This window comes from Aminobacter ciceronei (genome assembly GCF_014138625.1).
Lineage (GTDB): Bacteria > Pseudomonadota > Alphaproteobacteria > Rhizobiales > Rhizobiaceae > Aminobacter > Aminobacter ciceronei.
Genome location: NZ_JACJHY010000030.1, coordinates 1 through 23,486 on the forward strand (window position 1 = coordinate 1; position 23,486 = coordinate 23,486).

At 64.8% G+C, this 23,486-nt stretch carries 17 protein-coding genes; 6 read left to right on the forward strand and 11 right to left on the reverse strand.

The features are described 5' to 3' along the window. Positions 1-350: 350 nt before the first annotated feature. Both deoC and HNQ95_RS25350 read right to left on the reverse strand, forming a co-directional pair. Complete coding sequence (deoC, locus tag HNQ95_RS25345; protein ID WP_154385899.1) at positions 351-1,397, reverse strand: deoxyribose-phosphate aldolase; 1,047 nt, start codon at positions 1,395-1,397, stop codon at positions 351-353. 221 nt (positions 1,398-1,618) lie between these two features. Next, positions 1,619-2,446: a ferredoxin--NADP reductase gene (locus HNQ95_RS25350; RefSeq protein ID WP_067955244.1), complete on the reverse strand. Its 828-nt coding sequence runs from the start codon at positions 2,444-2,446 to the stop codon at positions 1,619-1,621. A gap of 186 nt (positions 2,447-2,632) precedes the next feature. Here HNQ95_RS25350 and HNQ95_RS25355 point away from each other — a divergent pair, with 186 nt between their 5' ends. Both HNQ95_RS25355 and HNQ95_RS25360 read left to right on the forward strand, forming a co-directional pair. Beyond that, positions 2,633-4,702 carry a hydantoinase/oxoprolinase family protein gene (locus tag HNQ95_RS25355; RefSeq protein WP_182575589.1) on the forward strand — a complete coding sequence of 690 codons (2,070 nt, stop codon included), beginning with the start codon at positions 2,633-2,635 and terminating at the stop codon, positions 4,700-4,702. A 226-nt stretch (positions 4,703-4,928) separates the two neighbouring features. Further along, positions 4,929-6,662, forward strand: coding sequence for a hydantoinase B/oxoprolinase family protein (locus HNQ95_RS25360; protein ID WP_154385897.1), 1,734 nt, complete (start codon positions 4,929-4,931; stop codon positions 6,660-6,662). Positions 6,663-6,812: 150 nt separating this feature from the next. On the opposite strand, the gene HNQ95_RS25365 is transcribed toward HNQ95_RS25360, so the two are convergent. The 6 genes from HNQ95_RS25365 to HNQ95_RS25390 all read right to left on the reverse strand — a co-directional run bounded on the left by HNQ95_RS25365 (position 6,813) and on the right by HNQ95_RS25390 (position 13,106). Next, positions 6,813-7,811, reverse strand: a complete 999-nt coding sequence (locus HNQ95_RS25365) for an ABC transporter ATP-binding protein (protein WP_067955250.1) — start codon at positions 7,809-7,811, stop codon at positions 6,813-6,815. A 15-nt stretch (positions 7,812-7,826) separates the two neighbouring features. Then, positions 7,827-8,891 (reverse strand): Gfo/Idh/MocA family protein, encoded by a 1,065-nt coding sequence (locus HNQ95_RS25370; RefSeq protein ID WP_067955252.1) that lies wholly within the window; start codon positions 8,889-8,891, stop codon positions 7,827-7,829. After that, positions 8,888-9,727: a carbohydrate ABC transporter permease gene (locus HNQ95_RS25375; RefSeq protein ID WP_182575588.1), complete on the reverse strand. Its 840-nt coding sequence runs from the start codon at positions 9,725-9,727 to the stop codon at positions 8,888-8,890. The genes HNQ95_RS25370 and HNQ95_RS25375 overlap by 4 nt, the downstream gene beginning before the upstream one ends. Positions 9,728-9,734: 7 nt before the next feature. Then, the gene (locus tag HNQ95_RS25380) at positions 9,735-10,676 is read right to left on the reverse strand and encodes a carbohydrate ABC transporter permease (RefSeq protein WP_067955255.1); all 942 of its coding nucleotides are present in this window, start codon (positions 10,674-10,676) and stop codon (positions 9,735-9,737) included. A gap of 219 nt (positions 10,677-10,895) precedes the next feature. Then, on the reverse strand, positions 10,896-12,155 hold the full coding sequence (locus HNQ95_RS25385; RefSeq protein WP_067955257.1) for an ABC transporter substrate-binding protein: 1,260 nt from the start codon (positions 12,153-12,155) through the stop codon (positions 10,896-10,898). A 36-nt stretch (positions 12,156-12,191) separates the two neighbouring features. After that, positions 12,192-13,106 carry an N-acetylmuramic acid 6-phosphate etherase gene (locus tag HNQ95_RS25390; protein ID WP_067955259.1) on the reverse strand — a complete coding sequence of 305 codons (915 nt, stop codon included), beginning with the start codon at positions 13,104-13,106 and terminating at the stop codon, positions 12,192-12,194. A 197-nt stretch (positions 13,107-13,303) separates the two neighbouring features. Between HNQ95_RS25390 and HNQ95_RS25395 the strand changes: the two genes are divergently transcribed. The 4 genes from HNQ95_RS25395 to nagA are packed head-to-tail and all read left to right on the forward strand — an operon-like array spanning position 13,304 to position 17,145. Then, positions 13,304-14,185 carry a glucosamine kinase nucleotide-binding domain-containing protein gene (locus HNQ95_RS25395; protein WP_067955260.1) on the forward strand — a complete coding sequence of 294 codons (882 nt, stop codon included), beginning with the start codon at positions 13,304-13,306 and terminating at the stop codon, positions 14,183-14,185. Continuing rightward, a complete protein-coding gene (locus HNQ95_RS25400; RefSeq protein WP_067955263.1) occupies positions 14,178-14,966 on the forward strand; it encodes a GntR family transcriptional regulator in 789 nt (262 codons plus the stop codon). The genes HNQ95_RS25395 and HNQ95_RS25400 overlap by 8 nt, the downstream gene beginning before the upstream one ends. A gap of 14 nt (positions 14,967-14,980) precedes the next feature. Then, positions 14,981-15,991 (forward strand): SIS domain-containing protein, encoded by a 1,011-nt coding sequence (locus HNQ95_RS25405; protein WP_067955265.1) that lies wholly within the window; start codon positions 14,981-14,983, stop codon positions 15,989-15,991. After that, positions 15,988-17,145: an N-acetylglucosamine-6-phosphate deacetylase gene (gene nagA, locus HNQ95_RS25410; RefSeq protein ID WP_067955267.1), complete on the forward strand. Its 1,158-nt coding sequence runs from the start codon at positions 15,988-15,990 to the stop codon at positions 17,143-17,145. Before HNQ95_RS25405 ends, nagA begins: the two co-directional genes overlap by 4 nt. A gap of 78 nt (positions 17,146-17,223) precedes the next feature. On the opposite strand, the gene rpe is transcribed toward nagA, so the two are convergent. The 3 genes from rpe to HNQ95_RS25425 all read right to left on the reverse strand — a co-directional run bounded on the left by rpe (position 17,224) and on the right by HNQ95_RS25425 (position 23,421). Then, positions 17,224-17,898, reverse strand: coding sequence for a ribulose-phosphate 3-epimerase (rpe, locus tag HNQ95_RS25415; RefSeq protein ID WP_067955269.1), 675 nt, complete (start codon positions 17,896-17,898; stop codon positions 17,224-17,226). Between the two features lie 247 nt (positions 17,899-18,145). Beyond that, positions 18,146-21,424 (reverse strand): EB domain-containing protein, encoded by a 3,279-nt coding sequence (locus tag HNQ95_RS25420; RefSeq protein WP_067955271.1) that lies wholly within the window; start codon positions 21,422-21,424, stop codon positions 18,146-18,148. An 11-nt stretch (positions 21,425-21,435) separates the two neighbouring features. Continuing rightward, entirely contained in the window at positions 21,436-23,421 is a 1,986-nt protein-coding gene (locus tag HNQ95_RS25425) for an NHL repeat-containing protein (RefSeq protein WP_371818602.1), read from the reverse strand. Positions 23,422-23,486: the final 65 nt, after the last annotated feature.

Consider the following 23,486-nt stretch of genomic DNA (forward strand, 5'->3'; position numbering starts at 1 on the left):
GAGAAATCGCGGGCCCCAAGCCAGGCATCGGCTTCTGAGCGGGCCTCGGGGGCTGGGGCATAATCCATGGCGTGGTATCGTTCGAGAATGTTCATTGGAATGTTCCCAGCAATTCGTTGCGAGGTCGGCGATCCTTCGCACCCCCCTCTGGCCCCATATTTGTCAAAGGGGCGGCCATCTCCCCCGCAAGGGGGGAGATCAGCCTGCGCTGACGTCGCCGCCAATCATCGAGGTTGGAGGAAAGGTGTGAGCGGCGAAGCTGCCAATCTCCCCCCTTGCGGCGGAGATGGCCGGCAGGCCAGAGGGGGGTGCGAAGAAGCTCCACGGCGATTGCTTTCGCGCCCATCGTCTCACGCCATGGCGTGGCGGTGGTTGGCCGAGTAGCGGCCGCTGATGTGGTGTTCGAGCTGGCGCTCGATGTCGGTCAAAAGGCTCGAGGCGCCGAAGCGGAACAGCTCCGGTTCGAGCCAGGGCCGGCCAAGTTCTTCCTTCATCAGCACCAGCCAGTCGAGCGAGACTTTTGCCGTCGAGATGCCGCCGGCCGGCTTGAAGCCGATGAAGTAGCCGGTCTGCTCGTGATAGGCGCGGATGGCCCTGACCATGGCGAGGCCGACGGGCAGCGTCGCATTGACGCTTTCCTTGCCGGTCGAGGTCTTGATGAAGTCGGCACCCGCCATCATCGCCACCATCGAGGCCAGCGTGACATTGCGCAAAGTCGCCAGATCGCCGGTGCCCAGGATGACCTTCAGATGCGCCTCGCCGCAGGCAGCACGCATCTGCCTGATCTCGTCATAGAGCTCCTGCCACTTCGCACCGAATACCAGTCCGCGCGGAATGACGACATCGATCTCGTCGGCGCCGTCCGATACCGACGCCTCGATCTCGGCAAGGCGTGTCGACAGGGGTGCCAGGCCATGCGGAAAGGCCGTCGACACCGCAGCGACATGGATACCCGACCCCTTCACCACTTCCACGGCGGTGGCCACGAACGGATGATAGACGCAGACCGCCGCCGGCCGGAGCAGCACCTCACCCAGTCCCAGCGCCTCGGTCAGGTCGCGGCGCAGCGGGTTCAGCGCCTTGGCGCAGAGCCGGCGCACACGCTCGTCAGTGTCGTTGGAGTTGAGCGTCGTCAGATCCATCAGCGAAATCGAACGCAGCAGCCAAGCCGCCTGGTTGTCGGCCTTGATCGAGCGACGCTTGGTCAGCGTGCCGACCCGCCGCTCCAGCGCCGAGCGGTTGACGCTGCGCATCGATTCCAGAACACCCAGATCCAGCACCATGCCGGGATTGCGCGCAATGGCGTGCCCGTCGGCCACATTCGCAGCCAGCCGCGCCGGCAAGGGGGTCACAATAGCGGACGACGGGTTCTCGGCTTCGCGCAGCTCGCCGCTCATGTGACTGCCTTTCCTCCGGACGCCTTGTCGTCGGCGCGACATCTCAAGAGCCGTCGACGGAAAGCCATGCTTTCGTCGCGGCAAAACAAGAATAGCCCGTGTAGCTATGCTCCACGAGTCCCCGGGGCGGAAGTTAGACGAAAAATCGAAACGGCGAAGCGTTATTTTGACCGGATGGTCAAAACGCCGGACCGCCAGGCGATCCGGCACTGAGGGAAGCGTCAGCCGACGAAGGCGCGCTCGACGACGAAGCTGCCCGGCTCATTCAGCGAGCCCTCGACGAAGCCGAGGCTCTCAGCCAGTTCCTTGACGTCCTTCAGCATGTGCATCGAGCCGCAGATCATGATGCGGTCGGTTTCGGGATCGAGCTTGTCGATGCCGAGGTCGCTGTAGAACTTGCCCGACGAAATGAGCGCGGTGATGCGGCCCATGCGCTCGGATTCCTCACGCGTCGTCGAATTGTAGAGCGTGACGCGGCCATGGGTCAGCTCGCCGATCAGCGGGTCGCTTTCGAGATTGGCGACCAGTTCCTGGCCATAGGTCAACTCGGCCACGTCGCGGCAGGTGTGGGTAAGGAAGACGTGCTCGTAGCGCTCATAGGTATCAGGATCGCGCAGCAGGCTGGCGAAGGGCGCGATGCCGGTGCCGGTCGAGATCATGAAAAGGCGCTTGCCCGGGGTCAGCGCGTCGAGCACCAGCGTGCCGGTCGACTTCTGGCGCATCAGGACCGTGTCGCCGGGAACGATCTTCTGCAATTCGGAGGTCAGAGGACCATCCGGCACCTTGATCGAGAAGAACTCAACTTCGTCGTCCCAGGACGGACTTGCCACCGAATAGGCACGGTAAACAGGCTTTTCGGCGTTGGGCAGGCCGATCATGACGAACTCGCCCGAACGGAAGCGCAGCGACTGCGGCCGGGTGATGCGGAAGGAAAAGAGGCGATCCGTGTAATGTTTCACCGAAACCACCGTTTCGGCGTAGACATTGGCAGGGATTGGGAACTGAAGCGGCTTGGCTTCGGCCGTCTTCAGCGCTGCTGCGGTGTTCATCGATCAAACCTCTCGCCCGGCGCGGCGACGTTTCCAGACCCGGCGCGCAGCGGAAATACAGGCAAATAATGGGACCTTGTTCGGGTTATTAATTAGTATACAAATGATATCAGCGTCAAGATTGTGGCATAAAACGCCTTTCTAAACTGGCACAGGAACGTAGTCCGGGCTTTTCGGGATTAGTCCATGGACGAGAATATTCCCGCAGAGGCGGGAAATGTCGTGGCAGGCATCGACGTCGGGGGGACCTTCACCGACCTGCTGCTGATCGACGGCAGGGATGGCGGGGCGGTCCGCATCGCAAAGACGCCGACAACGGTCGAGAACCAGGCCCATGGTGTGATCGCAGCGCTCACCGCAACAGGCTTTCCCGTCGCCGACATCGACCTCATCGTGCATGGCACGACCACCACCACCAACGCAGTCCTCGAGCGCAGGCTGGCCAAAACCGGCATGATCACGACGCGCGGCTTTCGCGACGTGATCGAACTCGGCAGGCGGACCCGGCCGCAGCCCTATGGCATGACCGGCGTGTTCGTGCCTGTCATCCCGCGCAATCTCCGGTTCGAGGTTACCGAACGCGTCGAAGCCTCGGGGCGGGTGCGCGAGCCGCTCGACGAGAACGAGGTGCGGCAGGCAGTCAAGCAGCTGGTCGCCGCCGGTTGCGAGGCGCTGGTCATCCATTTCCTGCATGCCTACGCCAACCCTGCGCATGAGCGACGCGCCGCGGAGATCGCGGCGGAGACCTGGCCAAATGGCCACATCACGACCGGGCACTCGCTGCTGTCGGAAGCACGCGAGTTCGAACGCGGGGTCACCGCCTCGGTCAACGCCGCCGTGCAGCCGATCCTCGAACGTTATGTCGGGCGGCTGCGCGACGAGCTGGCCACGCGCGGCTACGGCCGCGACTTCCTGATCATGAACGGCAATGGCGGCATGATCTCGGCGCACTTCGTCACCCGCGAGGCGGCAAAGACCGTCATGTCGGGGCCTGCCTCCGGCGTCATCGCCGCAGCCCATACCGGACGGCGTGCCGGCTTCGGGCATCTCGTCACCTATGACATGGGCGGCACCTCGACCGACGTCGCACTGATCCTCAATACCGAGCCCGCGGTCTCCAACGAGATCGAGATCGAATATGCGATGCCGATCCATGTGCCGATGGTGGCGGTGCACACAGTCGGTGCCGGCGGCGGCTCGATCGCGCGTGTCGACGCCTCCGGGCTGATCCAGGTCGGGCCGGAGAGCGCCGGCGCCAATCCCGGCCCTATCTGCTATGGTCGCGGCGGCACCGAGCCGACGATCACCGATGCCAATCTGGTGCTCGGGCGGCTCGACCCGAAAAGGCTGCTCGCAGTCGACGCGCCGGTGACGGCCGAGGCCGTGCGCCAGATCTTCGACGACAGGATCGGCAAGGCGACCGGGCTTGATGGTATTTCGGCGGCAGGGGCGGTGCTCCGGCTCGGCAACATCAAGATGGCAGGCGCCATCCGCATGGTGTCGGTGTCGCGCGGCCACGACCCGCGCGACTTCACGCTGTTTGCCTTCGGTGGCGCCGGCCCGCTTCATGCAACGGCGCTTGCCCGCGAACTCGGCCTGCCGCGGGTGCTGGTACCGGCGCGGCCCGGCATCACCAATGCGCTCGGCTGCGTCGTCGCCGATTTGCGCCACGACTTCGTCAACACGGTCAACCAGCCCGTCGCGCTGCTCGACGAGAAGCGGGCGCGGGACATTCTCGCCGGGCATCGCACGGCAGGCGAGGTGCTGATCGCCCAGGAGGCGGTGCGGCCGAACAGCATTCGCGTCAGCCACTCCGCCGACATGCAGTTCGTCGGGCAGACGCACATCGTCAACGTGCCGCTGCCCTCGGCGGATGTCGACCGCGCGACGTTGCAAGCGCTGTTCGAGAAGGCCTATTTCGCCCGTTTCAAGGTCGAACTGCCGGGGATCCGCGCCAATCTCGTCAACCTCAACACATCGGTGACGGGCGCCCGACCCGAGGTCGACCTCAGTCGCCTGATCGACCCGGCCGGACGGGCGGCGACGCTGGCGGAAGCGCTGCGCGAGATCAGGCCGGTGTGGTTCGACGGCAGCTGGCACGACACACCTGTCTATCTCAGGGAGAAACTGCCGCTCGACGCCGAGATCTTGGGACCGGCCATCCTCGAGCAGATGGACGCGACCACAGTGCTGGAACCAGGCGACCGGGCCTGCTCGGACCGGGATGGGAACATCATCATTGAGGTGGGGAGATGATTTCGCGCAAGCACCCCCACTCCGCCTCGCTGCGCTCGGCACCTCTCGCCCTGCCCGAGGGAGAGGAAAGACCGGCGGCGATCGGGGCGCTCGTCATCTCCTCAGCGACTCCGTTCCTTTCCCCCGTCGAAGCTCTTTTCCTCTCCCCCGTCGAACGGGGGAGAGGTGCCGAGCGCAGCGAGGCGGAGTGGGGGTCGACCTGCTTGGCGCCAAGCGAGCCCACGTCATGACCCTCGACGCCATCACTCTTTCCGTCATCCAGGCAGCGCTGCAGCAGACCTGCGACGAGATGGACCTGACGTTTTCGCGCGCGGCGTTTTCGCCCGTTATCGCCGAGGCCAACGACCGCTCGGATGGCATCTATTCGGCGATCGACGGCGCGCTGATCGCGCAAGGGTCGCAAGGGCTGCCGGTATTCGTCGGCGTCATGCAGCACTCGACCAAGACCATCATCGAGATGATAGCGGACGGATGTGTGCTGCGGCCCGAGCCAGGCGACATCTATGTTGTCAACGACCCCTATCTCGGCGGCACGCATCTGATGGACGTGCGTTTCGCCATGCCGGTGTGGCGTGCGGGAAAAGTCTTCTGCTGGCTGTCCAACACCGGTCACTGGCCGGATATCGGCGGTGCCGTGCCAGGCGGCTTTTCCGCCTCCGCGACGGCAGTGGAACAGGAGGGCCTGCGCCTGCCGCCGGTCAAGCTGTTCAAGAAAGGGGTGATGGACCCCGAGATCTACGCCATCATCTGCTCGAACATCCGGGTGGCCGACCAGCGCATCGGCGACATCCGCGCCCAGGCGGCGGCGCTCCATGTGGGGCAGGAGAGGCTGTTCCAGATTCTCGATCGTTACGGTGATGACACCGTCACGGCGGCGATCGCCGAACTGCGCCGACGCGCGGCGGAACAGATGCGGGCGCATATCGCTGCCCTGCCCGACGGCATCTACCGGTCAAAGGCCTTCGTCGATTCCGACGGCGTGGTCGATGCGCCGCTGACCATCGCGCTGTCGATCGCCAAGGCCGGCGACACGCTGACCTTCGACTTCGCCGGCTCGTCTGCACCTTGCGCCGGGCCGATGAACAGCGTGCTGGCGACGACATTGTCCTCGGTCTATCTCGCCATGCGGCACATCTTTCCCGATGTGCCGATCAGCGCGGGCGCCTTCGAGCCGTTGATCGTCAAGCGGCCGGAGGGCACGTTCTTGGATGCGCGCTACCCTCGCCCCGTCTCGGGCTGCGCGGCGGAAGTGTCGCAGCGCATCGCCGAGGCCGTCTTCGCCGCCATGGTGCAGGCGGCTCCCGACAAGGTGACGGCGGCACCCGCCGGTTCGAGCGGCAATTTCGCGCTCGGCGGCAATGATCCGGCGCGCGGCCGCGACTATGTCATGTACCAGATCTCGGGCGGCGGTTATGGCGGCAATTCAAGTCATGACGGGCTGTCCAACGGCTGTTCGACCATCGGCATCTCGAAATCGCCGCCGGTCGAGATCATGGAACAGGCCTATCCCGTGCTCTACCGACACTATGCCTTGCGCGAGGGATCTGGCGGCGCCGGCAAACAGCGCGGCGGGTTCGGCCTCGCCTACGAGATCGAGCTGCTGCGTGGCGCGGCGCGCGCCTCCTTCGTCATGGATCACGGCCGCACCGGCCCGCAGGGCGCGCTCGGCGGGCGCGATGGCATGGTCAATTCGGTGACCGTGTTTCGCGACGGTGCGGCGCATGTGCCGCCGCATCTGTCCAAGGAGCAGGACATTCCGCTGAAATCAGGCGACCGCGTGTCGGTCGGCACGCCGGGCGGCGGCGGTTATGGCGATCCGCTGGAGCGCGATCCCGACCTGGTGCTGCGTGATATCGGGCTCGGCTACTATACGCGCGAGCAGGCGGCTGACATGTTCGGAGTGGTGATTGGGAATGATGGGGTGGATGCCGAAGCGACTGCCCATCTGAGGCGGCGGTAACCGCCTCTCCGTTGAGGGGGCGAGGAACCGAGTTCTGGCAGATTGCGCCCTTCGAGATTGGCGTTTCCTCTCCCCCACGGAGTGGGGGAGGGTGGCACGGCGAAGCCGTGACGGAGAGGGGGTAGCCGCCCTCCCCGCCGCATCAAATCGTCAGCCCAGAACCTTGCCGTCTTCGCCGAAGCGATAGGTGCGGGCTGGCTCGGGCGTGGCATAAAGCGTGGCGCCGGGGCCGGTCTGGTACTCGCCGAACAGGCGAATGGTGATGAGGCCGGCCTTTTCGGTTTCGAGGAAGACGTTGGTGTCGGCGCCGAGATGCTCGGCATGGACCACCGTTCCTTTCCATGCGCCCTCGGTCTGACTGACCGAAATGTGCTCGGGGCGGACGCCGACCGTCTTGACGGTTTCGCCGAGGCGAGCACCTTCGATGAAGTTCATTTTTGGCGAGCCGATGAAACCGGCAACGAACAGGTTGGCCGGCTTGTTGTAGAGCTCCATCGGCGCACCGACCTGCTCGATGCGGCCAGCGTTGAGCACGACGATGCGATCAGCCAGCGTCATCGCCTCGACCTGGTCGTGAGTGACGTAGACCATCGTCGCCTTGAGGCGGTTGTGCAACTGGGCGATCTCGAGGCGCGTGTTGACGCGTAGGGCGGCGTCGAGGTTCGACAGCGGCTCATCGAAGAGGAACAGCTTGGGCTCGCGCACCAGGGCGCGGCCGATGGCGACGCGCTGGCGCTGGCCACCCGAGAGTTCGGCCGGACGACGCTTGAGGTAGGGCTCCAGCGACAGCATGGCCGAAGAAGCGGCAATGCGCTTGTCGATCTCGGCCGTCGGCGTGCCGGCCTGCTTGAGGCCGAGCGCCATGTTGTCGCGCACGGTAAGATGTGGGTAGAGCGCGTAGGTCTGGAACACCATGGCGATGCCGCGCTTCGACGGCGGGGCGTTGGTGACCCTGGCGTCGTCGATCAGCACATTGCCCGAGGTCGCGTCCTCGAGGCCGGCGATGATGCGCAGCAGCGTCGACTTTCCGCAGCCCGACGGGCCGACGAAGACAACGAACTCACCGTCCTTGACGTCGAGGTCGATGCCCTTCAGCACGTCGACAGGGCCAAAGGACTTCTTGACGTTTTCGATCTTGAGAGAACCCACAGGTCTTCCTTCCTGTTAAAGCTTGACCGGGCGGCCGGTGCGGACGCTTTCGTCCGCGGCGAGGCACACGCGCAGTGATTTGACGGCATCGTCCATGTGGCGGGTAAGGTCGATGTCCTCGCGGATGGCCTTCAGCACGAAGGCCTGCTCGCGATCACACAGGCCCTGATGGCCCGGCTCGTCCTTCATCGACAGGTCCTCGTCGGCATGGACGAAGCTGCCGTCTGCGCCGAGCTCGGCGCGGTGGACGCGGATCATGCTTGTCTTGGTGTGGGAATCGACGTCGTCCGACTTGGTGGCCGCCTCGTTGACGACGATCGAGACGCTGCCCTTGGGCGAGATCACATCCTTCACGAAGAACGCCGTCTCCGACATCATCGGGCCCCAGCCGGCCTCGTACCAGCCGACCGAACCGTCGGCGAACAGCACTTGCAGGTGACCGTAATTGTACATGTCGGGCGCGATCTCGTCGGTCATGCGCAGGCCCATGCCACGCACCTCGACCGGGTTGGCATCGGTGATCTGGCACATGACATCGAGATAGTGCACGCCGCAGTCGACGATCGGCGAGGTCGTCTTCATCAGCTGCTTGTGGGTATCCCACTTATGGGCCGAGGACTGCTGGTTGAGGTTCATGCGGAACACGTAGGGACCGCCAAGCGCACGGGCTTCGCCGATCAGGCGCATCCACGACGGGTGGTGGCGCAGGATGTAGCCGATCACCAGCTTGCGACCATTGGCCTTGGCGCAGGCGACGACCCGCTCGGCGTCGGCGACCGTTGTTGCCAGCGGCTTCTCCAGGAAGACGTGGCAGCCCATCTCCATTGCCATGACGGCATAATCGGCATGGCTGTCGGAATAGGTGTTGATCGAGGCGACGTCTGGTCTGAGTTCACGCAACGCGCCTTCGAAGGAGCGCTGGATGCCGTAACCCTCCATGCCCTCGGGCAGCGGCACGTCGGAGCGATTGACCAGGGCTGCGATCTCGAAGCCGGGGTTGTTGTGATAGGCCAGCGCGTGGCTGCGGCCCATGTTGCCGAGGCCGGCAACGACGACGCGAAGGGGCTTTTCAGTTGTCACTTGACGGCTCCGGAAGTGATGCCGCGGATCAGCTGCCGCGAGAAGAAGAAGTAGAGGATCAGCACCGGCAGGATCGCCAGCGAGAGTGCCGCCAGCACGGCGTTCCAGTTGGTGACGAACTGGCCAATGAACACCTGGGCGCCAAGGGTGACCGTCTTGGTCGCCTCGGACGGCGCCAGGATCAGCGGGAACCACAGGTCGTTCCAGATCGGGATCATGGTGAAGACCGCAACCGTCGCCATTGCCGGACGGACCAGCGGCAGGACGAGGCGGAAGAAGATGCGGTATTCGCTGAGACCGTCGATGCGGCCGGCGTTCTTCAGATCGTCCGACACCTGCTTCATGAATTCGGACAGGATGAAGACGGCGAGCGGCAGGCCTTGGGCGGTGTAGACCAGGATCAGCGCGGTCAGCGTGTTGACCAGGCCCGACGCCACCATCAGCTGCAGGATCGCGACCGTGCCGAGGCGGATCGGGATCATGATGCCGAGGGCCAGATAGAGGCCCATCATGGTGTTGCCCTTGAAGCGGTACTCCGACAGCGCAAACGCCGCCATGGCGCCGAACAGCAGCACGAAGAACAGCGAGGCAACCGTGACGATCAGGCTGTTCTGGAAATAGAGGAAGAAGTCGCCCTGCGCCATCACGGTGGTGTAGCCGATCAGGTCGAAGGTCTCTGATGTCGGCAGCGACAGCGGCGACCGGAAGATGGCGTTGCGCGACTTGAACGAGTTGACGACGATGACGGTCACCGGAAACAGCGCGATCGCGGTGTAGGTCAGCAGCACCGCATGGGCGCCGATGGTGCGTGGCAGGGAGGAGGCAGCCTTGCTCATGACGCCCTCAGAACTGGTAGCGGCGCAGCCGCGTCTGGATAAGGAACAGGTACAGGCAGACGCCGGCGAGGATGATGAAGAACATCATCGAGGCGATGGTGGCGCCCATGTTCTTGTCGCCGATCTGCAGCTGGAAGCCGAAGAAGGTACGGTAGAGGAACGTACCCAGGATGTCGGTGGCGTAGTTTGGACCGGCAAGCGCGCCCTGCGCCGAGTAGATCAGGTCGAACGCGTTGAAGTTGCCGACGAAGGTGAGGATCGAGATGATGCCGATGGAGGGCAGGATCAGCGGCAGCTGGATCTTCCAGAACTGCGAGAAACCGGTGACGCCGTCACATTCGGCGGCCTCGATGACCTCGTCGGGTATCGACAGCATGGCGGCGTAGATCAGCATCATCGGGATGCCGACGAACTGCCAGACCGAGATCAGGCTGAGCGCGGTCAGCGCGTATTCTTCCTTGCCGAGCCAGGGCACGAACAGGCTCTTCAGGCCGACGAGGTCGAGCAGATTGGGCGCGACGCCCCAGAGCGGGCTCAGGATCAGTTTCCAGGCGAAACCGACGATGACGAAGGACAGCAGCGTCGGGATGAAGATCGCCGTGCGGTAGAAGGCCGAGAAGCGCAGCTTGGGGCTCGACAGCAGGGCCGCAAGGACCACGCCGATCGGGTTCTGCACCAGCATATGGATGATGAAGAACCAGGTGTTGTTGCCGAGTGCGTTCCAGAACGAAGCCGACCAGCGCGGATCGCCGAACAGGGTGCGGAAATTGTCGAAGCCGGCAAAGACCTGGGCATTGTCGACATTGCGGAACAACGACAGCTGCAAGGTACCGAACAGCGGCAGGATCATCACCGCGGTGTAGACCAGCAGCGCAGGCGCCAGGAACACGGCGATGTGCCAACGCGTTGGTCTTCTGTCTTGGCTATGCTCTAGGCTTTGCTGCGACATGTCAAAATCCCTGGGTCCGGCCGTTTGGGAGGCCGTTGTTCATCATAGCGAGGATGGACCTCTGCGGGCTTCCCGCCAATGGCCTGGGAAGCAGTAGCGCATCTTTGTGCGCGAGCATTCAACCCCTCTTGCCGATTCCGCGAGGTTCGAAATCGCCGAGGGAATGGAGAGCGCCACCAAAGCGGCGCCCTCCCAAGCGAGCATCAAGCCCGCCGCATCTTACTTAGCCGGCTTGTACCAGCTGTCGAGGCCCTTCTGCAGTTCGGCAGAAGCAGCTTCCGGGGTCTCGGTGCCGTTGATGACGTTGGCCGACTTGACCCAGGTTTCGTTCTCGAGGTTCGGCGTGCCGCGCGACAGGACCTGGTAGGTCGAGCGGATCGTCGGCTTGCACTTCTCGCGCCAGGAGACGAATTCCTGGGCCAGCGGATCTTCCATCTTCACGGCGGCCGAGTTCAGGCTGAAGAAGCCCGGCAGCGCGTTGGCATAGATGGACGCGAATTCTGGCGAAGCCACCCAGGTCAGGAAGGTCTTGGCGGCTTCGGCATTCGCGCTCTTGGGGTTGAGGCCAATGCCGATGTCGTTGTGGTCCGAGATGTAGCAGGTGTCACCAGCCTTGCGGACCGGCGGCGGGAAGGCGCCCATCTTGAACTGAGCCTGGGTGTTGAAGGTCGCGATCTCCCACGAACCGGCCGGATAGATGGCGGCGCGACCGAGGGTGAACAGGTTCTGGCTGTCCGGATAGGTCTGGGCTTCGAAACCGTCGCCGAGGTAAGGCTTCCACTTGGCCAGCGTCGCATAAGGCGCAACCCAGTCGGCGTCGGTCAGCTTCTGATCGCCCTTGATCAGCGCCAGGCGGCCTTCCTCACCCTTCCAATAGTTCGGGCCGATGTTCTGATAGCCCATGGTCGCGGCTTCCCAGAGGTCCTTGGTGCCCATCGCCATCGGGATGTAGGTGCCGTCGGCCTTGATCTTGTCGAGCGCTGCGAAGAACTCGTCCTCGGTCGCCGGCACGGCAATGCCGAGCTTCTCGAAGGCGTCCTTGTTGTAGATGAAGCCGTGGATGACGGACGCCATCGGCACGCAGAAGCTGGCCTTGCCATCGTCGGTCTGCCAGGCGGACTTGGCGACGTCGGAGAAGTTCTCCATGCCCTTCAGCGAGGTCAGGTCGGCGAGGTGACCCTTCTTGAACAGCTCGAGCGAAGCGTCGAACGGACGGCAGGTGATCAGGTCACCAGCCGAGCCTGCGTCGAGCTTGGCGTTGAGGGCGGCGTTGTACTCGGTCGGAGCCGACGGCGAGAAGGTGACCTTGATACCCGGATTGGCCTTCTCGAAGGCCGGGATCAGCTTTTCCTGCCAGATGGCGAGGTCGTCGTTACGCCAGCTTTCGATCGTCAGCGTCTTGTCCTGGGCGAGAGCGATCCCGGCGGAGCCGAGAATGCTGGACGCCATCAGAAGTCCAGTAAGCAACCTGTTAGACATTTCAGTTCTCCCTGTTTTGTACTTTCTCTCGGGCCTCTACTGATGAGAGCCACTGCTCCCCTCGAGTTTCGAAAGTGCGGACCTGAGCCGTTGGTCCGCCCCTTCAAGAAGTTGGTTCGCCGCTTCCGGGCTGGACGCGCCGGAAGCCAAAAGGATGGCGAGCTTGACCGAACCGCCGCTCTTTGCGAGCAGGGCCTGGGCAGTCGCCGTATCGCAGCCTGAAATGGCCGAAACGATACGCGCCGCACGCTCGTGCAGCTTGATGTTGTCGGCGTGCAAATTGACCATGTAGCCGTCATGGACATGACCGAGATGAATCGCGGCCAGCGTCGACATCATGTTGAGCGCAATCTTCTGCGCCGTGCCGGCGCCCATGCGGGTCGAGCCGGCAACGACTTCCGGCGGCGTCGCCAGCAGCACGGAAACATCGGCGCGGTCAAACATCGGCGCGCCTGCATTGTTGGCGAAGGCGATGGTCGCGGCACCGCGGCGCCGCGCCTCTTCGAGCGCGCTCATTGCATAAGGCGTCGAGCCGCTGGCCGAGACAGCGACAAGGCAGTCGCCCGCTTCCAGGCCGGTCCCGGCAACGTCGCTGGCGGCCAGGGCAACATCGTCCTCGGGACCGCCGGCGAGATTGACCAGCGCCTCGCGGCCGCCAGCCAGAAGAATGAAGACACGCTCGCGCGGGATGCCGAAGGTGCCGGGCAGTTCGAGCGCATCGGCCAGCGCCATCAGGCCAGAGCTTCCGGCCGCCGCGTAGACGAGACGACCGCCGCGCGCCAGGCAGGCAGCAATCTTTTCAGCGGCTTGGGCAATTGCGGGGATGGCGGCGTGAACGGCGCGCGCAGCTTCGATCTGCGCATCGGCAAGCAGGCGAAGAACGGAATCGGGTGCCTGGGCATCAATGCCCCCGGCATCCTTGTGCACCGCTTCTGTACGCCTTGGCGCCATTCTGTCTCTCCCTTTCATCGACAATACCAAAAAAATACCACTTGTCCAGCGCCGTTAACAAATTCCTTTACTGCAGCGCAAGGCAATTCAAAAATCCCCTAAAATTCAATTGAATGGCCATCAGTCTCCGCCATCCGGAATTTAGCACTTGGCTATTGGTATTTTATTGGTATTATCAGCCTCGAGGAGAAAACACCGTGGATCTTGTGCTCGGGATAGATGGTGGCGGCACTGGCTGCCGGGCCGCTCTGGCCAATGCAAGCGGCGATATCATCGGCCGCGGGCGTGGCGGGCCGGCCAATATCCGCACCGACCTTGCCGGTGCGTGCAACAATATCGTCGAGGCAGCCCGCCAGGCATTCGTGGATGCCGGCCAGGACCCGGCATTGATCGCCAATGCCGACGCGGTGCTCGGCCTCGCAGGCGCCAATGTCGGCGACTACAAGCAGCGGCTTGAAGCCATGCTGCCGTTTCGAAACAGCTCCGTAGAGAATGACTCGCTGATTTCGTTGGAAGGCGCGCTCGGCGACCATGACGGCGCGATCGCGGCACTCGGCACCGGCACCGTCTACCTCGGTCGCAGGCTCGGCCAGTTCCACCCCCTCGGCGGCTGGGGCTTTCAGATCGGTGATCTCGGCAGTGGCGCGCGCATCGGCCGCGACCTGCTGCAGGAAAGCCTGCTGGTCTACGACAGGATCCATGCCGGCTCGGCACTGACCGACATCATGCTGGAGCGCTTCAACGACAACCCCAGCGACATTGTCGAGTTCACCACCAATGCGAAGCCCGGAGACTACGGCCAGTTTGCGCCGATGGTTTTCGAGCATGCAGCAAAAGGCGACGCTGTCGGACAGAGGCTTGTCGAGCGCGCCGTTGCCGACGTCGAGGAAACGCTCGCCGTTTTCGATCTCGCGCCCAGCGAACGACTCTGCCTTCTCGGCGGGCTCGCCGGCCTCTATGCACCGCTGCTTTCCAAGCGCTATCGCACCATCATGCATCCGCCGCTGCAGGACGCGCTCGGCGGCGCCGTGCAGATGGCGGTGAAGAAATTCCGCAAAGCGGGAGGTCACCATGGATGACGGTGCCGAACGCATTTTCGCCGCCCTGCGCGACGTCAGCCAGTCTGGCGCGCCACTGTACCTCCAGCTCAAGAAGAACATCGAGGAAGCGGTCAAGCGCGGCCTGATCGGTCCCGGCGACGCCCTGCCCTCGGAGCGCGATATTGCGGCCCAGGCCGACATTTCGCGCGTCACCGTGCGCAAGGCGGTGCAGGACCTTGTGAAGTCGGGCGTGCTGGTGCAGCGCCACGGCTCGGGCACATTCGTTGCCCCACGCATGGAGCGCGTCGAACAGTCGCTGTCGCGCCTGACCTCGTTCACCGAAGACATGGCACGGCGCGGCATGGCCGCGCGGTCGCAATGGCTCGACCGCGGCATCTACACCGCCTCACCGGACGAGATGATGGTGCTTGGGCTCTCGGCCAGCGAGCTGGTGTCCAGACTCAGCCGCCTGCGCATCGCCGACGAGACGCCGCTCGCCATCGAGCGCGCAACAATTTCGGCTTCGGTGCTGCCAGACCCTCACGAAGTGACATCTTCGCTCTATATGGCTCTTGGTAAGACCGGTCATCGCCCGGTCCGGGCCGTGCAGCGCATCTCCGCCGTCAATCTCGGCGAAGCCGAGGCACAGCTCCTGGCCGTGCCCATTGGCTCGGCCTGCCTGCAGATCGAGCGCATTTCGTACCTTGCCAGCGGCAAGGTGATCGAGTTCACCAAGTCGATCTATCGCGGCGACGCCTATGACTTCGTCGCGGAACTGAGATTGCCCGGCCCGGATGGGCAAGAAGGAGAAGCTACTTGAACGCGACTACCCATATGCGGCGCGAAATCGCCGAAATCCCAGAAGCGACCGCCCGCCTGCTGGAAGGCTCGGCCAAGGAACTGGCGGAGACCGGCCTGCACCTGAAGCGCGCCAATCCCCGTTTCGTCACGACGGTCGCCCGTGGCTCCTCCGACCACGCCGCCTCCTTCCTCAAATATGCGATCGAGCTCAATGCCGGCCTGCCGGTGGCATCCATCGGCCCGTCGATCTCGTCGATCTATGGCGCCAGGCTGAAGCTCGCCGACTCGGCCTGTCTCGCCATTTCGCAGTCGGGCAAGAGCCCCGATATCGTCGCCATGGCCGAGGGTGCCCGATCAGGCGGCGCGCTGACGATCGCGCTGACCAACACCGCCGGCTCACCGCTGGCCGAAGCGTCCGAGCACGCCATCGACATTCGCGCCGGTGTCGAGAAGAGCGTCGCTGCCACCAAGACCTTCGTCAACTCGGCTGTTGCGGGCCTTGCCGTGCTCGCCCACTGGACCGGCGACGACAAGCTGCTCGCCGCGCTGAACGCGCTGCCGGAGCACTTCGCCAAGGCTGTCGACTGCGACTGGATGGGCATTGCCGGCGAGCTGACCGAAGGCAATTCGCTGTTCATCCTCGGCCGCGGTCCGTCCTTTGCCATCGCCAACGAGGCGGCGCTGAAGTTCAAGGAAACCTGCGCCATGCACGCCGAGTCCTACAGCGCGGCGGAAGTGATGCACGGCCCTCTGGCGCTGGTGCACCCCGGTTTCCCGGTGCTGGCGCTGGCTGCCCGCGACGCCTCCGAGCCGTCGATAGCGGACGCCGCCGACGGCCTCGCCGAGCGTGGTGCAGCGATCCACATCACTTCGTCTCTGGCCAAGAAGGCCAAGGTGCTGGAGCATGTCGCCACCGGCCATCCGCTCACCGATCCGCTGATGCTGATCGCCTCGTTCTACGGTTTCGTCGAGGCCTTCGCCCGCCATCGCGGCCTCAATCCCGACACTCCGCCCAACCTGCGCAAAGTGACCGAAACGATATGAGCGACCGTCTTGCCATTGCAGCCGGGCGCATCTTCGACGGTGACGCCTGGCACCAGGACACCGCGCTGCTGATCGCGGACGGCGTCATCGAGGGCATCGTCGCGCGCCGCGACATTCCCGCGGGCGTGCAGGTCACGGAGGCGGGCGCAATGCTCGTCCCCGGCTTCATCGATCTGCAGGTCAATGGCGGCGGCGGGCTGATGCTCAATGACAAGCCCGACGTCGACACGCTCGAAATCGTCTGCAAAGCGCAGATGGCCTTCGGCACGACGGCGGTGCTGCCGACGCTGATCACCGACACGCGCGAGATCACCCGCTCGACGATCGCCGCCGGCGTGGAAGCCGCGAAGCGGAAAGTGCCGGGCTTCCTCGGCCTGCACCTCGAAGGTCCACATCTGTCGCTCGCCCGCAAGGGCGCGCACGACCCGCAACTGATCCGCCCGATGGATGCCGAAGACGAGGCAGCGCTGATTGCCGCGCGGCCGTCGATGCCGGTGCTTTTGACGACGATTGCGCCTGAATCGGTCAAGGCCGAGCAGGTCAAGCTGCTGTCGGATGCCGGCATCGTCATCAGCCTCGGCCACACCGACACCAGCTACCGCACCGCCAAGGACTATGCCGAGGCGGGCGCTTCGATGGCGACACATCTGTTCAACGCCATGAGCCAGATCGGCAACCGCGAGCCCGGGCTCGTCGGCGCTGCCGTCAACATTCCGACGCTTTCGGCCGGCCTGATCGCCGACGGCATCCATGTCGACCCGGCGGCAATGCACATTGCGCTCAAGGCCAAGAACGGCCCTGCCCGCATCTTCCTCGTCAGCGACGCCATGGCGACCATCGGCACCGACCTCACGTCGTTCCAGCTTAACGGCCGGACGATCAAGCGCGAAAACGGCCGCCTGACGCTGGAAAACGGCACGCTTGCGGGTGCCGATCTCGACATGATTTCGGCGGTGCGCTTCATGCACGAGAAGATGGGCTATTCCCTCGACGAAGCCATCCGCATGGCCTCGCTCTACCCGGCCGAAGCGGTCAAGCAGGAGCATCGCCTCGGACGACTCGCCAAGGGCTATGCGGCGAACGCCGTGCAGCTGACCGACGAGCTCGACGTGTCGGGAACGTGGATCGACGGCAAGAAGGTGTTTGAGGCTTAGCCAGCGGGCCGGGAAGCTCCCTCTCTCCGTCACGGCTTCGAAGCCGTGACGGAGAGAGGGAGCCTTTCCCCCCAAGTCTCAGATCACAGCCTTGTCGGCAGCAGCCCGGATCGCCTCGATGTTTGCCGCATAGGCCGAGGGTCCGCCCTTGAACACGGCATTGCCGGCGACGAGCACATTGGCGCCTGCGGCGGTGACCAGCGGTGCGGTTTCGGGCGTGACGCCGCCGTCGATTTCGATGTCGATCGGACGGTTGCCGATCATCGCCTTGACGCGCTTGACCTTATCGATCACCGCCGGGATGAAGGCCTGGCCGCCGAAACCCGGGTTGACCGTCATCAGCAACACCAGGTCGAGGCGGTCGAGCACGTATTCGATCACCGATTCCGGCGTCGACGGGTTGAGCGAGACGCCGGCCTTCTTGCCGAGATTGCGGATGGTCTGCAGCGAGCGGTCGAGATGCGGGCCGGCCTCGGCGTGAACCGTGATGATGTCGCAGCCGGCATCGGCAAAGGCCGCGAGATACGGGTCGGCGGGCTGGATCATCAGATGGCAGTCGAACACCTTGTCGGTGCGGTTGCGGATCGCCTTGATAACAGGCGGGCCGAAGGTGATGTTGGGGACGAAATGTCCGTCCATGACGTCGAGATGGATCCAGTCGGCGCCGGCGGCGACGATCGCCTCGACCTCATCGCCGAGCTTGGAGAAATCGGACGACAGCACCGACGGCGCGATCAGGGTCTTGTTGCTCACGTTCAGGCCTTTCGAAAGGGGCAGAGCCGGTTTTCCGGACTGCCTAATGGCAGCGGCCGCCCTTGTCGAGCCGAGAATCCCGCCACATCGCAGCCAAGAGCAATTCCGGGGAGATGTGCGGCGGTTTTCCGACCGTAGTTGCGGAAAAGAAGCCAAGCAGGCCGCCACTCAAAGAATGGTGCCCCTCAGGCCTGAAAAGCAGACCCCCGCCGGCCAAGGCCGGCGGGGGTCCATGCGTTCGCTCCGATCACTGCGGAATGATCTTGTTGTTGCTGGGCCGTTGAGGCTGCTGCTGCCTCTGCGGGATCAGGCCGCGCAACACATCCGGGTTGATCGGCATGATCTCGAGCGTCGGACGTTGGCGCGGGCGGCAGTTCGGATACTGGCCGACCGTGCCGCGCGGGCATTCACGCTCGATTGTCATGCACTGGCCGTTGACCAGCACCTCGCCGCGGCGGCAGACGGTGTCCCGACGATCAGGCACGCAGCGGCCACGCACCAGCGACGTGCCATCGGGGCACTGCGCCGTCGGTGCCTTGCGGCACGCGCCCCTGATCAGCTCGGTACCGCGCGGGCAGATGCAGCGCCCGTCCTTGGTCCGGATCTGGCCAGGCAGCAGCGTGCACTGACGTACCGGCGGCACATCCCTGACGCAGCGGCCGTTCTTCAGCTCGGTGCCGCGCGGGCAGATGCAACGTCCGTCCTGCGTCCGGATCTGGCCCGGAAGCAGCGTGCACTGGCGCACCGGAGGCACATCCTTGACGCAGCGGCCGTTCTTGAGCTCGGTGCCACGCGGGCAGATGCAGCTTCCGTCCTGTGTCCGGATCTGGCCGGGCAGCAGCTTGCACTGCCGTTCCGGCGGCTGCTCCGGCCGCACGCATTTGCCATTCGACAGTTCCGTGCCGCGCGGGCAGATGCAGCGTCCGTCTTCGGTGCGGATCTGGCCCGGCAACAGGCGGCATTGCGGTTTGACCGGCGGAACCGGCGTCACCGTGCCGCCATCGGGCACGCACTGGCCATTGCGGAAGTTCGTCCCCTCCGGGCAAACGCAGCGGCCTGCCTGGTTGAGCACGAAGCCTTCCGAGCACTGCTGCTTTTCTTCATGGTGGATCAGGAAGCGGTGGCAGGCATAGGGGCTGCCGCCAAGGCCGCCCGGAACTGCCGTGCCACCGGCCATATCGAGCCCGCGAACCGGCGTGTCGGGCGGAAGCACGGCAACGCAGTTCTGGGCCGGCGCCGGCCGCGGGAAGTTGGCAAGGCGACCATCGTCCGGGATTACCACCGTCACCCTGTGGAAACGGCTTTCGCCGGCGCCGAGGCTGACGTTGGCGACACAGGACAGCGGCAGCGTCGTCGGTTCCGGCGAGCAGCCGAAGGGCGGTTCGATCGAGCTGATAGCAACGCCGTCCAGCCGGCCGAGCCCGTCCACGCCGATCGCATCGCCGATGCGGACCGAGCCATTGAAGGGACCGGTGCCGCTGTTGGTGATGGTGATCTCGAACGTGCAGGGCTGGCCGGTCCGGCACAGCCGATCGCCGGTCTTCTGGACGCTCAGCTTCGGGCGCCCCGGATGCGGGATGCGCATCTCGGCACAGGCCTTGTTGTTGGCCAGCACCGTTTCATCAGGGATCGCCTGCACTTCACCGCAGTTGCGGATCGTGTCGGACTGGTAGTCCGCCGGCACGATGGCAACCACGGAGAGCGGCACAGACGCGCCCGGCACCAGCGCCACGCCGGGATGATCGCAGCGGAACTGACCGGGGCCGGCTGGACCGCAGGCCCAGGGCGGGGTTGGTCCGAAGGTCGAGGACGCCGGCGCTCCCGTGGGATAGTCGTCGATCACGGTCAGCGGGCCGACATAGTTTTGGGTGCCGTTGTTGTAGACACGGATCAGGAAGCTGCAGACACCGGCGGCGCTGCAGGACACCGAACGTGGGTCCTTGGTGATGCGCAGGTCGACCTTCTTCTCGACAGGCGGACGGCAATCGGGATCGCCGCGCTTGCAGATCGGAATGGTGGCGCAGGCCTTGTCGTTGTCGGTACGGCCAAACGCCTCGGGCTTGCCGCTCGCCGTGTAGTCGTACTCGGCGCAGTTGCGGATGAAGCGTGCCTCCCAGCCTGGTCCGGGCTTGAAGCCGATCTTGAGTTCGACAAACTCGCCGGGATCGAGTGTGGTCGCGGGATGCTCGCAGCTCATCGGGCTGGTTGCCGGCAGACAGGTCCAGGGCGGATTGGGCCCGGAATCTATCGTCGCATTGCCTGGCAAGGTCACTTCGTCGAGCACGATCTTGCCGTTGTAAGGGCCGTCGCCGACATTGGTAACGCGGATGGTGAAGTTGCAGCCGCCAAGATAGGTGCAGCGGGCAACGTCGGCACGCTTCTCGACCTTGATGTCGGGCTGCTTTTCGGGCGGGCACCTGAGGTCGGGCGGAATGACGATATCGACGGTCTGGGTGCAGCACAGGCCGACACCTTCTTCCGGACCGGCATAGGTCTCGATGCCGGTGACGATCAGATGCACGACATCACCTGGGCCGGCACCTTCGATCTTCCAGTGCAGCACGCCGCCACCAGGCGGAACGAGCTGCAGCGGCGGATCGATGGTGATGCCGGGCGTGGTGGTGCGAAGCTGCACCCAGCGGCCGGCCATCTCGGGTCCGACAGGCATGTTGTAGATGTAGGCGCCGCCGCCGGGCACGCAATCGACATCGCCGCGTTCGACTTTGAAGCACGGCCCGTCACCGCCAGGAGGCGGGGGCGGAGGCGGCTCGCAGTCGGTGACGTCGATGCGGATAGAGGTCTTTTCGCCGGTACGGAAGTCGCCGTCGTCGGGCTTGGACGGATCGTGCGAGGGGATTTCTATCGAGCCGGGGCCTGCCGAAAGCTTGACGAAGCCCTGATTGTCGACGACCGCGGGCGCCGGGAAGGCGGCGTGGTCGATCAGAGCCGTGATGCGGATGTCGATGTAGCGCTCGTTGGGTGCACCGACGCCGTCGAGATCGGTCGCCGACAGGCGGAAGTCGGAAATCGTGGCCGTATCGTTGGGGTTGGTCGTGGTGCCGATGGTCGCTGCCGGCAATGGACCGCCGACGGCATCGGTGCCGTCACCTGATGCCTGGACGTCGACGATCGTCAACCCTGCGGCGACCTGGTCGCGGAAGTCCATCCGCAACGCCTTGAGGCCGTTGGCGAAGGCCGGATCAAAGAATTTCTCCGGATTGCCGCGGGCGCCGAAACGCAGGTTGTAGATGACATAGTCGCAATTGCGCTGGACGCCCTTCTTGGTGAAGAACGGCACGACGTCGTCGTGGCCGGGATGCGGTACGGCATGGTCGAGCCTCAATTCAGGCACGACCTCGGGCAGCGGTTGGGCTGCTGCCGGCGACAAGGGCATGGCGGCGAGCGCGATCCCTGCTGCCACCAGCCAGCGCGCGCCGCGCCTGGCAAAGGACAGGGGTTTCATGATCGTCTCCATGACGGTTGGGTTGCTCTGCGTGGCGAGCGGGGCGGAGGTGTGAAGTGTCATCTCTCCCTCCCTCACGGTTCGCAGCTTGCGGCGGGCGTTGCCAGCGGCACCACCACCTTGCAGCAAGGGTAATAGCCACCCTTGTCGGCGTCGGACTGCTTGTAGAAGCACAGGCCGACATTGACCGTGTCGCCGGGGAAGTGCCCCGTCACCCCGATGGTGAACGGCGCGCCCGGAGCCTTGGTCTGCTGAAGCGGTGTGACGCCAACGCCCGGCGTCCTGGAATCGGCCTTGACGGAATCGCCGCCGATGCCTGCAACGTCACGGACATAGAGATCGGCCTCGAGCCCGGCCGGGGTGCAGAAATACTCGACCGCCTCGACGTCGAGGCAAGGCGGGATGTTGCCCGGCGGCGGGAAATCCGGCGGCCACAGCGGCGTCGGGTAATCGCCCGGATAGGGCAGCTGCTCGTAATAGCCGGCGCGGCCTTCGCAAGGACGCCAGATCTCGACGTCGCCGACATGGCCTTCGACCTCGGGGTCTTCATAGAAGCTGTCGAAGTCGACGAACCACGATCCGAAGGGCGGAACGTTGGCCGGCTTCACAAGCGAGGTCGAGGTGATCTGCACGCCATGGACGGCGAACGGGCCGCCCGCGGCGAGCTGCTCGGCCAGGGCCGGATTGTCCCTCAGCTTGTCGCCCGTCTTGACGATGGTGTCGGTGCAGGCGTTGGGGTTGAGGAAGCCCTGCGCGTCATAGCCATATTGCAGGTCGATGCCGCCGGCCGACTGGCGATTGCCCTCGGGGAAACCGACGGCATATTCCTGCGGCACCGGCACCCAGATGCTTTCGGTCGCCGGATCGTCGGGGCTTTCGCGCCAGTAGCGGATGACCTCGCCATCGCCGGTGTCGGCGAACTGGCTGTAGTCGTAGCGGTTTTCGATCTCGCCGCGCTGGGCCAGATACATGAAGCCCTTGTTGTCGAAGGCGATGTCGGTGACCGGAAGGTCCTTGTCGGCCGTAACCGTCAGCTCCCAGCGCGGATCGCCGGCGAATTTGCCGTCGCGGGCGATACCGACCGACCAGATCTCGGCCTTGTCACCGACCGCGTAGTAGACGCGGCCGCCATAAAAGGCTGTGCCCCAGACCCGACGTTCGTCCTGGGTGTAGCCCCAGGTGCCTGCGTCCTCGCTGTCGAAGGCGGCACCTTCGATATCCATCACCGCGCCGTCGTCGGCCGTCGGCGCCAGTCCGCGCACCGGACGCCCCTCAACACCGTGGTCGAAGGTGTCGACCGCGGCGCCCGTTGCGTCGATGCGGTGGATCAGGCCGGTGTCGAGATCGGAGGCGAAGAACTGGCGATGAACCTTGTCGAAGGTGACGTCGCCAATGCCGGGACCGCTGTTTGTGTCGATGTCGGCGAATTTGCTGACGGCACCCGAAATGCCGTCGATGCGCCAGATGGTGCCGGGTCCGCCGCCATTCTCCTCGCCGAACTGGCCGGCCATGAAAGTGGCGCCGGCCTTGCCGCGACGCTCGCGCTCGGGCCGACCGTCGGCGTCGGCGTCGGGCGTGACGATGCGAATGCCGTGCAGCGAGGTCGCGCCCGCGTAGAGGTCGGGTACGCCTGACGGGGTACCGTTGCGGACGCCATCGTCAAAGGTCAGGGCGAAGACCTGGCCGATCTGGCTGGCCAGGACCTCGAAGGGCTGCGGCGTGTTGACGAGTTGGCCGGAGGGTGGTCCGCCAAGTGCCGTGACGTCGAAAACGCGCAAGGTCGCGCGCTCGGTGTCGATGAAGGTTTCGTCGACCGGATCGACGCCGGGTGGCAGCCCTTCCTCGAACCCAGGGATCACGGTGCCGGAAAAGCCGGTCACCGCCATCGATCCGGGATTGATGATCTGCGTTTCCTGGGCCTGTGCGGGTGGCGCCAGCCACAGGCCGGCGGCAAGCGCCAGGGCGGCCATGCCGGCATTGAGCGCCAGTGCCCTCAGGCGGAGGCTGGACGGTTCGGCAGGTCGCGCGAGCGCGCCGGAACCACCACGAAAGCACGGCATGGCACCTCTCCCGAGTTGGGTGGAAGAAGGTGCTGGCGCGCAAGCAAGTGCAAAGCGCTGATACC

Bases quoted from the DNA above. Each gene is read 5' to 3' on its own strand.
- deoC (WP_154385899.1), bottom strand. From the start codon at position 1,397: ATGAGCGGCGAGCTGCGCGAAGCCGAGAACCCGTCGTCCGCTATTGTG.
- HNQ95_RS25350 (WP_067955244.1), bottom strand. From the start codon at position 2,446: ATGAACACCGCAGCAGCGCTGAAGACGGCCGAAGCCAAGCCGCTTCAG.
- HNQ95_RS25355 (WP_182575589.1), top strand. From the start codon at position 2,633: ATGGACGAGAATATTCCCGCAGAGGCGGGAAATGTCGTGGCAGGCATC.
- HNQ95_RS25360 (WP_154385897.1), top strand. From the start codon at position 4,929: ATGACCCTCGACGCCATCACTCTTTCCGTCATCCAGGCAGCGCTGCAG.
- HNQ95_RS25375 (WP_182575588.1), bottom strand. From the start codon at position 9,727: ATGAGCAAGGCTGCCTCCTCCCTGCCACGCACCATCGGCGCCCATGCG.
- HNQ95_RS25380 (WP_067955255.1), bottom strand. From the start codon at position 10,676: ATGTCGCAGCAAAGCCTAGAGCATAGCCAAGACAGAAGACCAACGCGT.
- HNQ95_RS25385 (WP_067955257.1), bottom strand. From the start codon at position 12,155: ATGTCTAACAGGTTGCTTACTGGACTTCTGATGGCGTCCAGCATTCTC.
- HNQ95_RS25390 (WP_067955259.1), bottom strand. From the start codon at position 13,106: ATGGCGCCAAGGCGTACAGAAGCGGTGCACAAGGATGCCGGGGGCATT.
- HNQ95_RS25400 (WP_067955263.1), top strand. From the start codon at position 14,178: ATGGATGACGGTGCCGAACGCATTTTCGCCGCCCTGCGCGACGTCAGC.
- HNQ95_RS25405 (WP_067955265.1), top strand. From the start codon at position 14,981: ATGCGGCGCGAAATCGCCGAAATCCCAGAAGCGACCGCCCGCCTGCTG.
- nagA (WP_067955267.1), top strand. From the start codon at position 15,988: ATGAGCGACCGTCTTGCCATTGCAGCCGGGCGCATCTTCGACGGTGAC.
- HNQ95_RS25420 (WP_067955271.1), bottom strand. From the start codon at position 21,424: ATGACACTTCACACCTCCGCCCCGCTCGCCACGCAGAGCAACCCAACC.
- HNQ95_RS25425 (WP_371818602.1), bottom strand. From the start codon at position 23,421: ATGCCGTGCTTTCGTGGTGGTTCCGGCGCGCTCGCGCGACCTGCCGAA.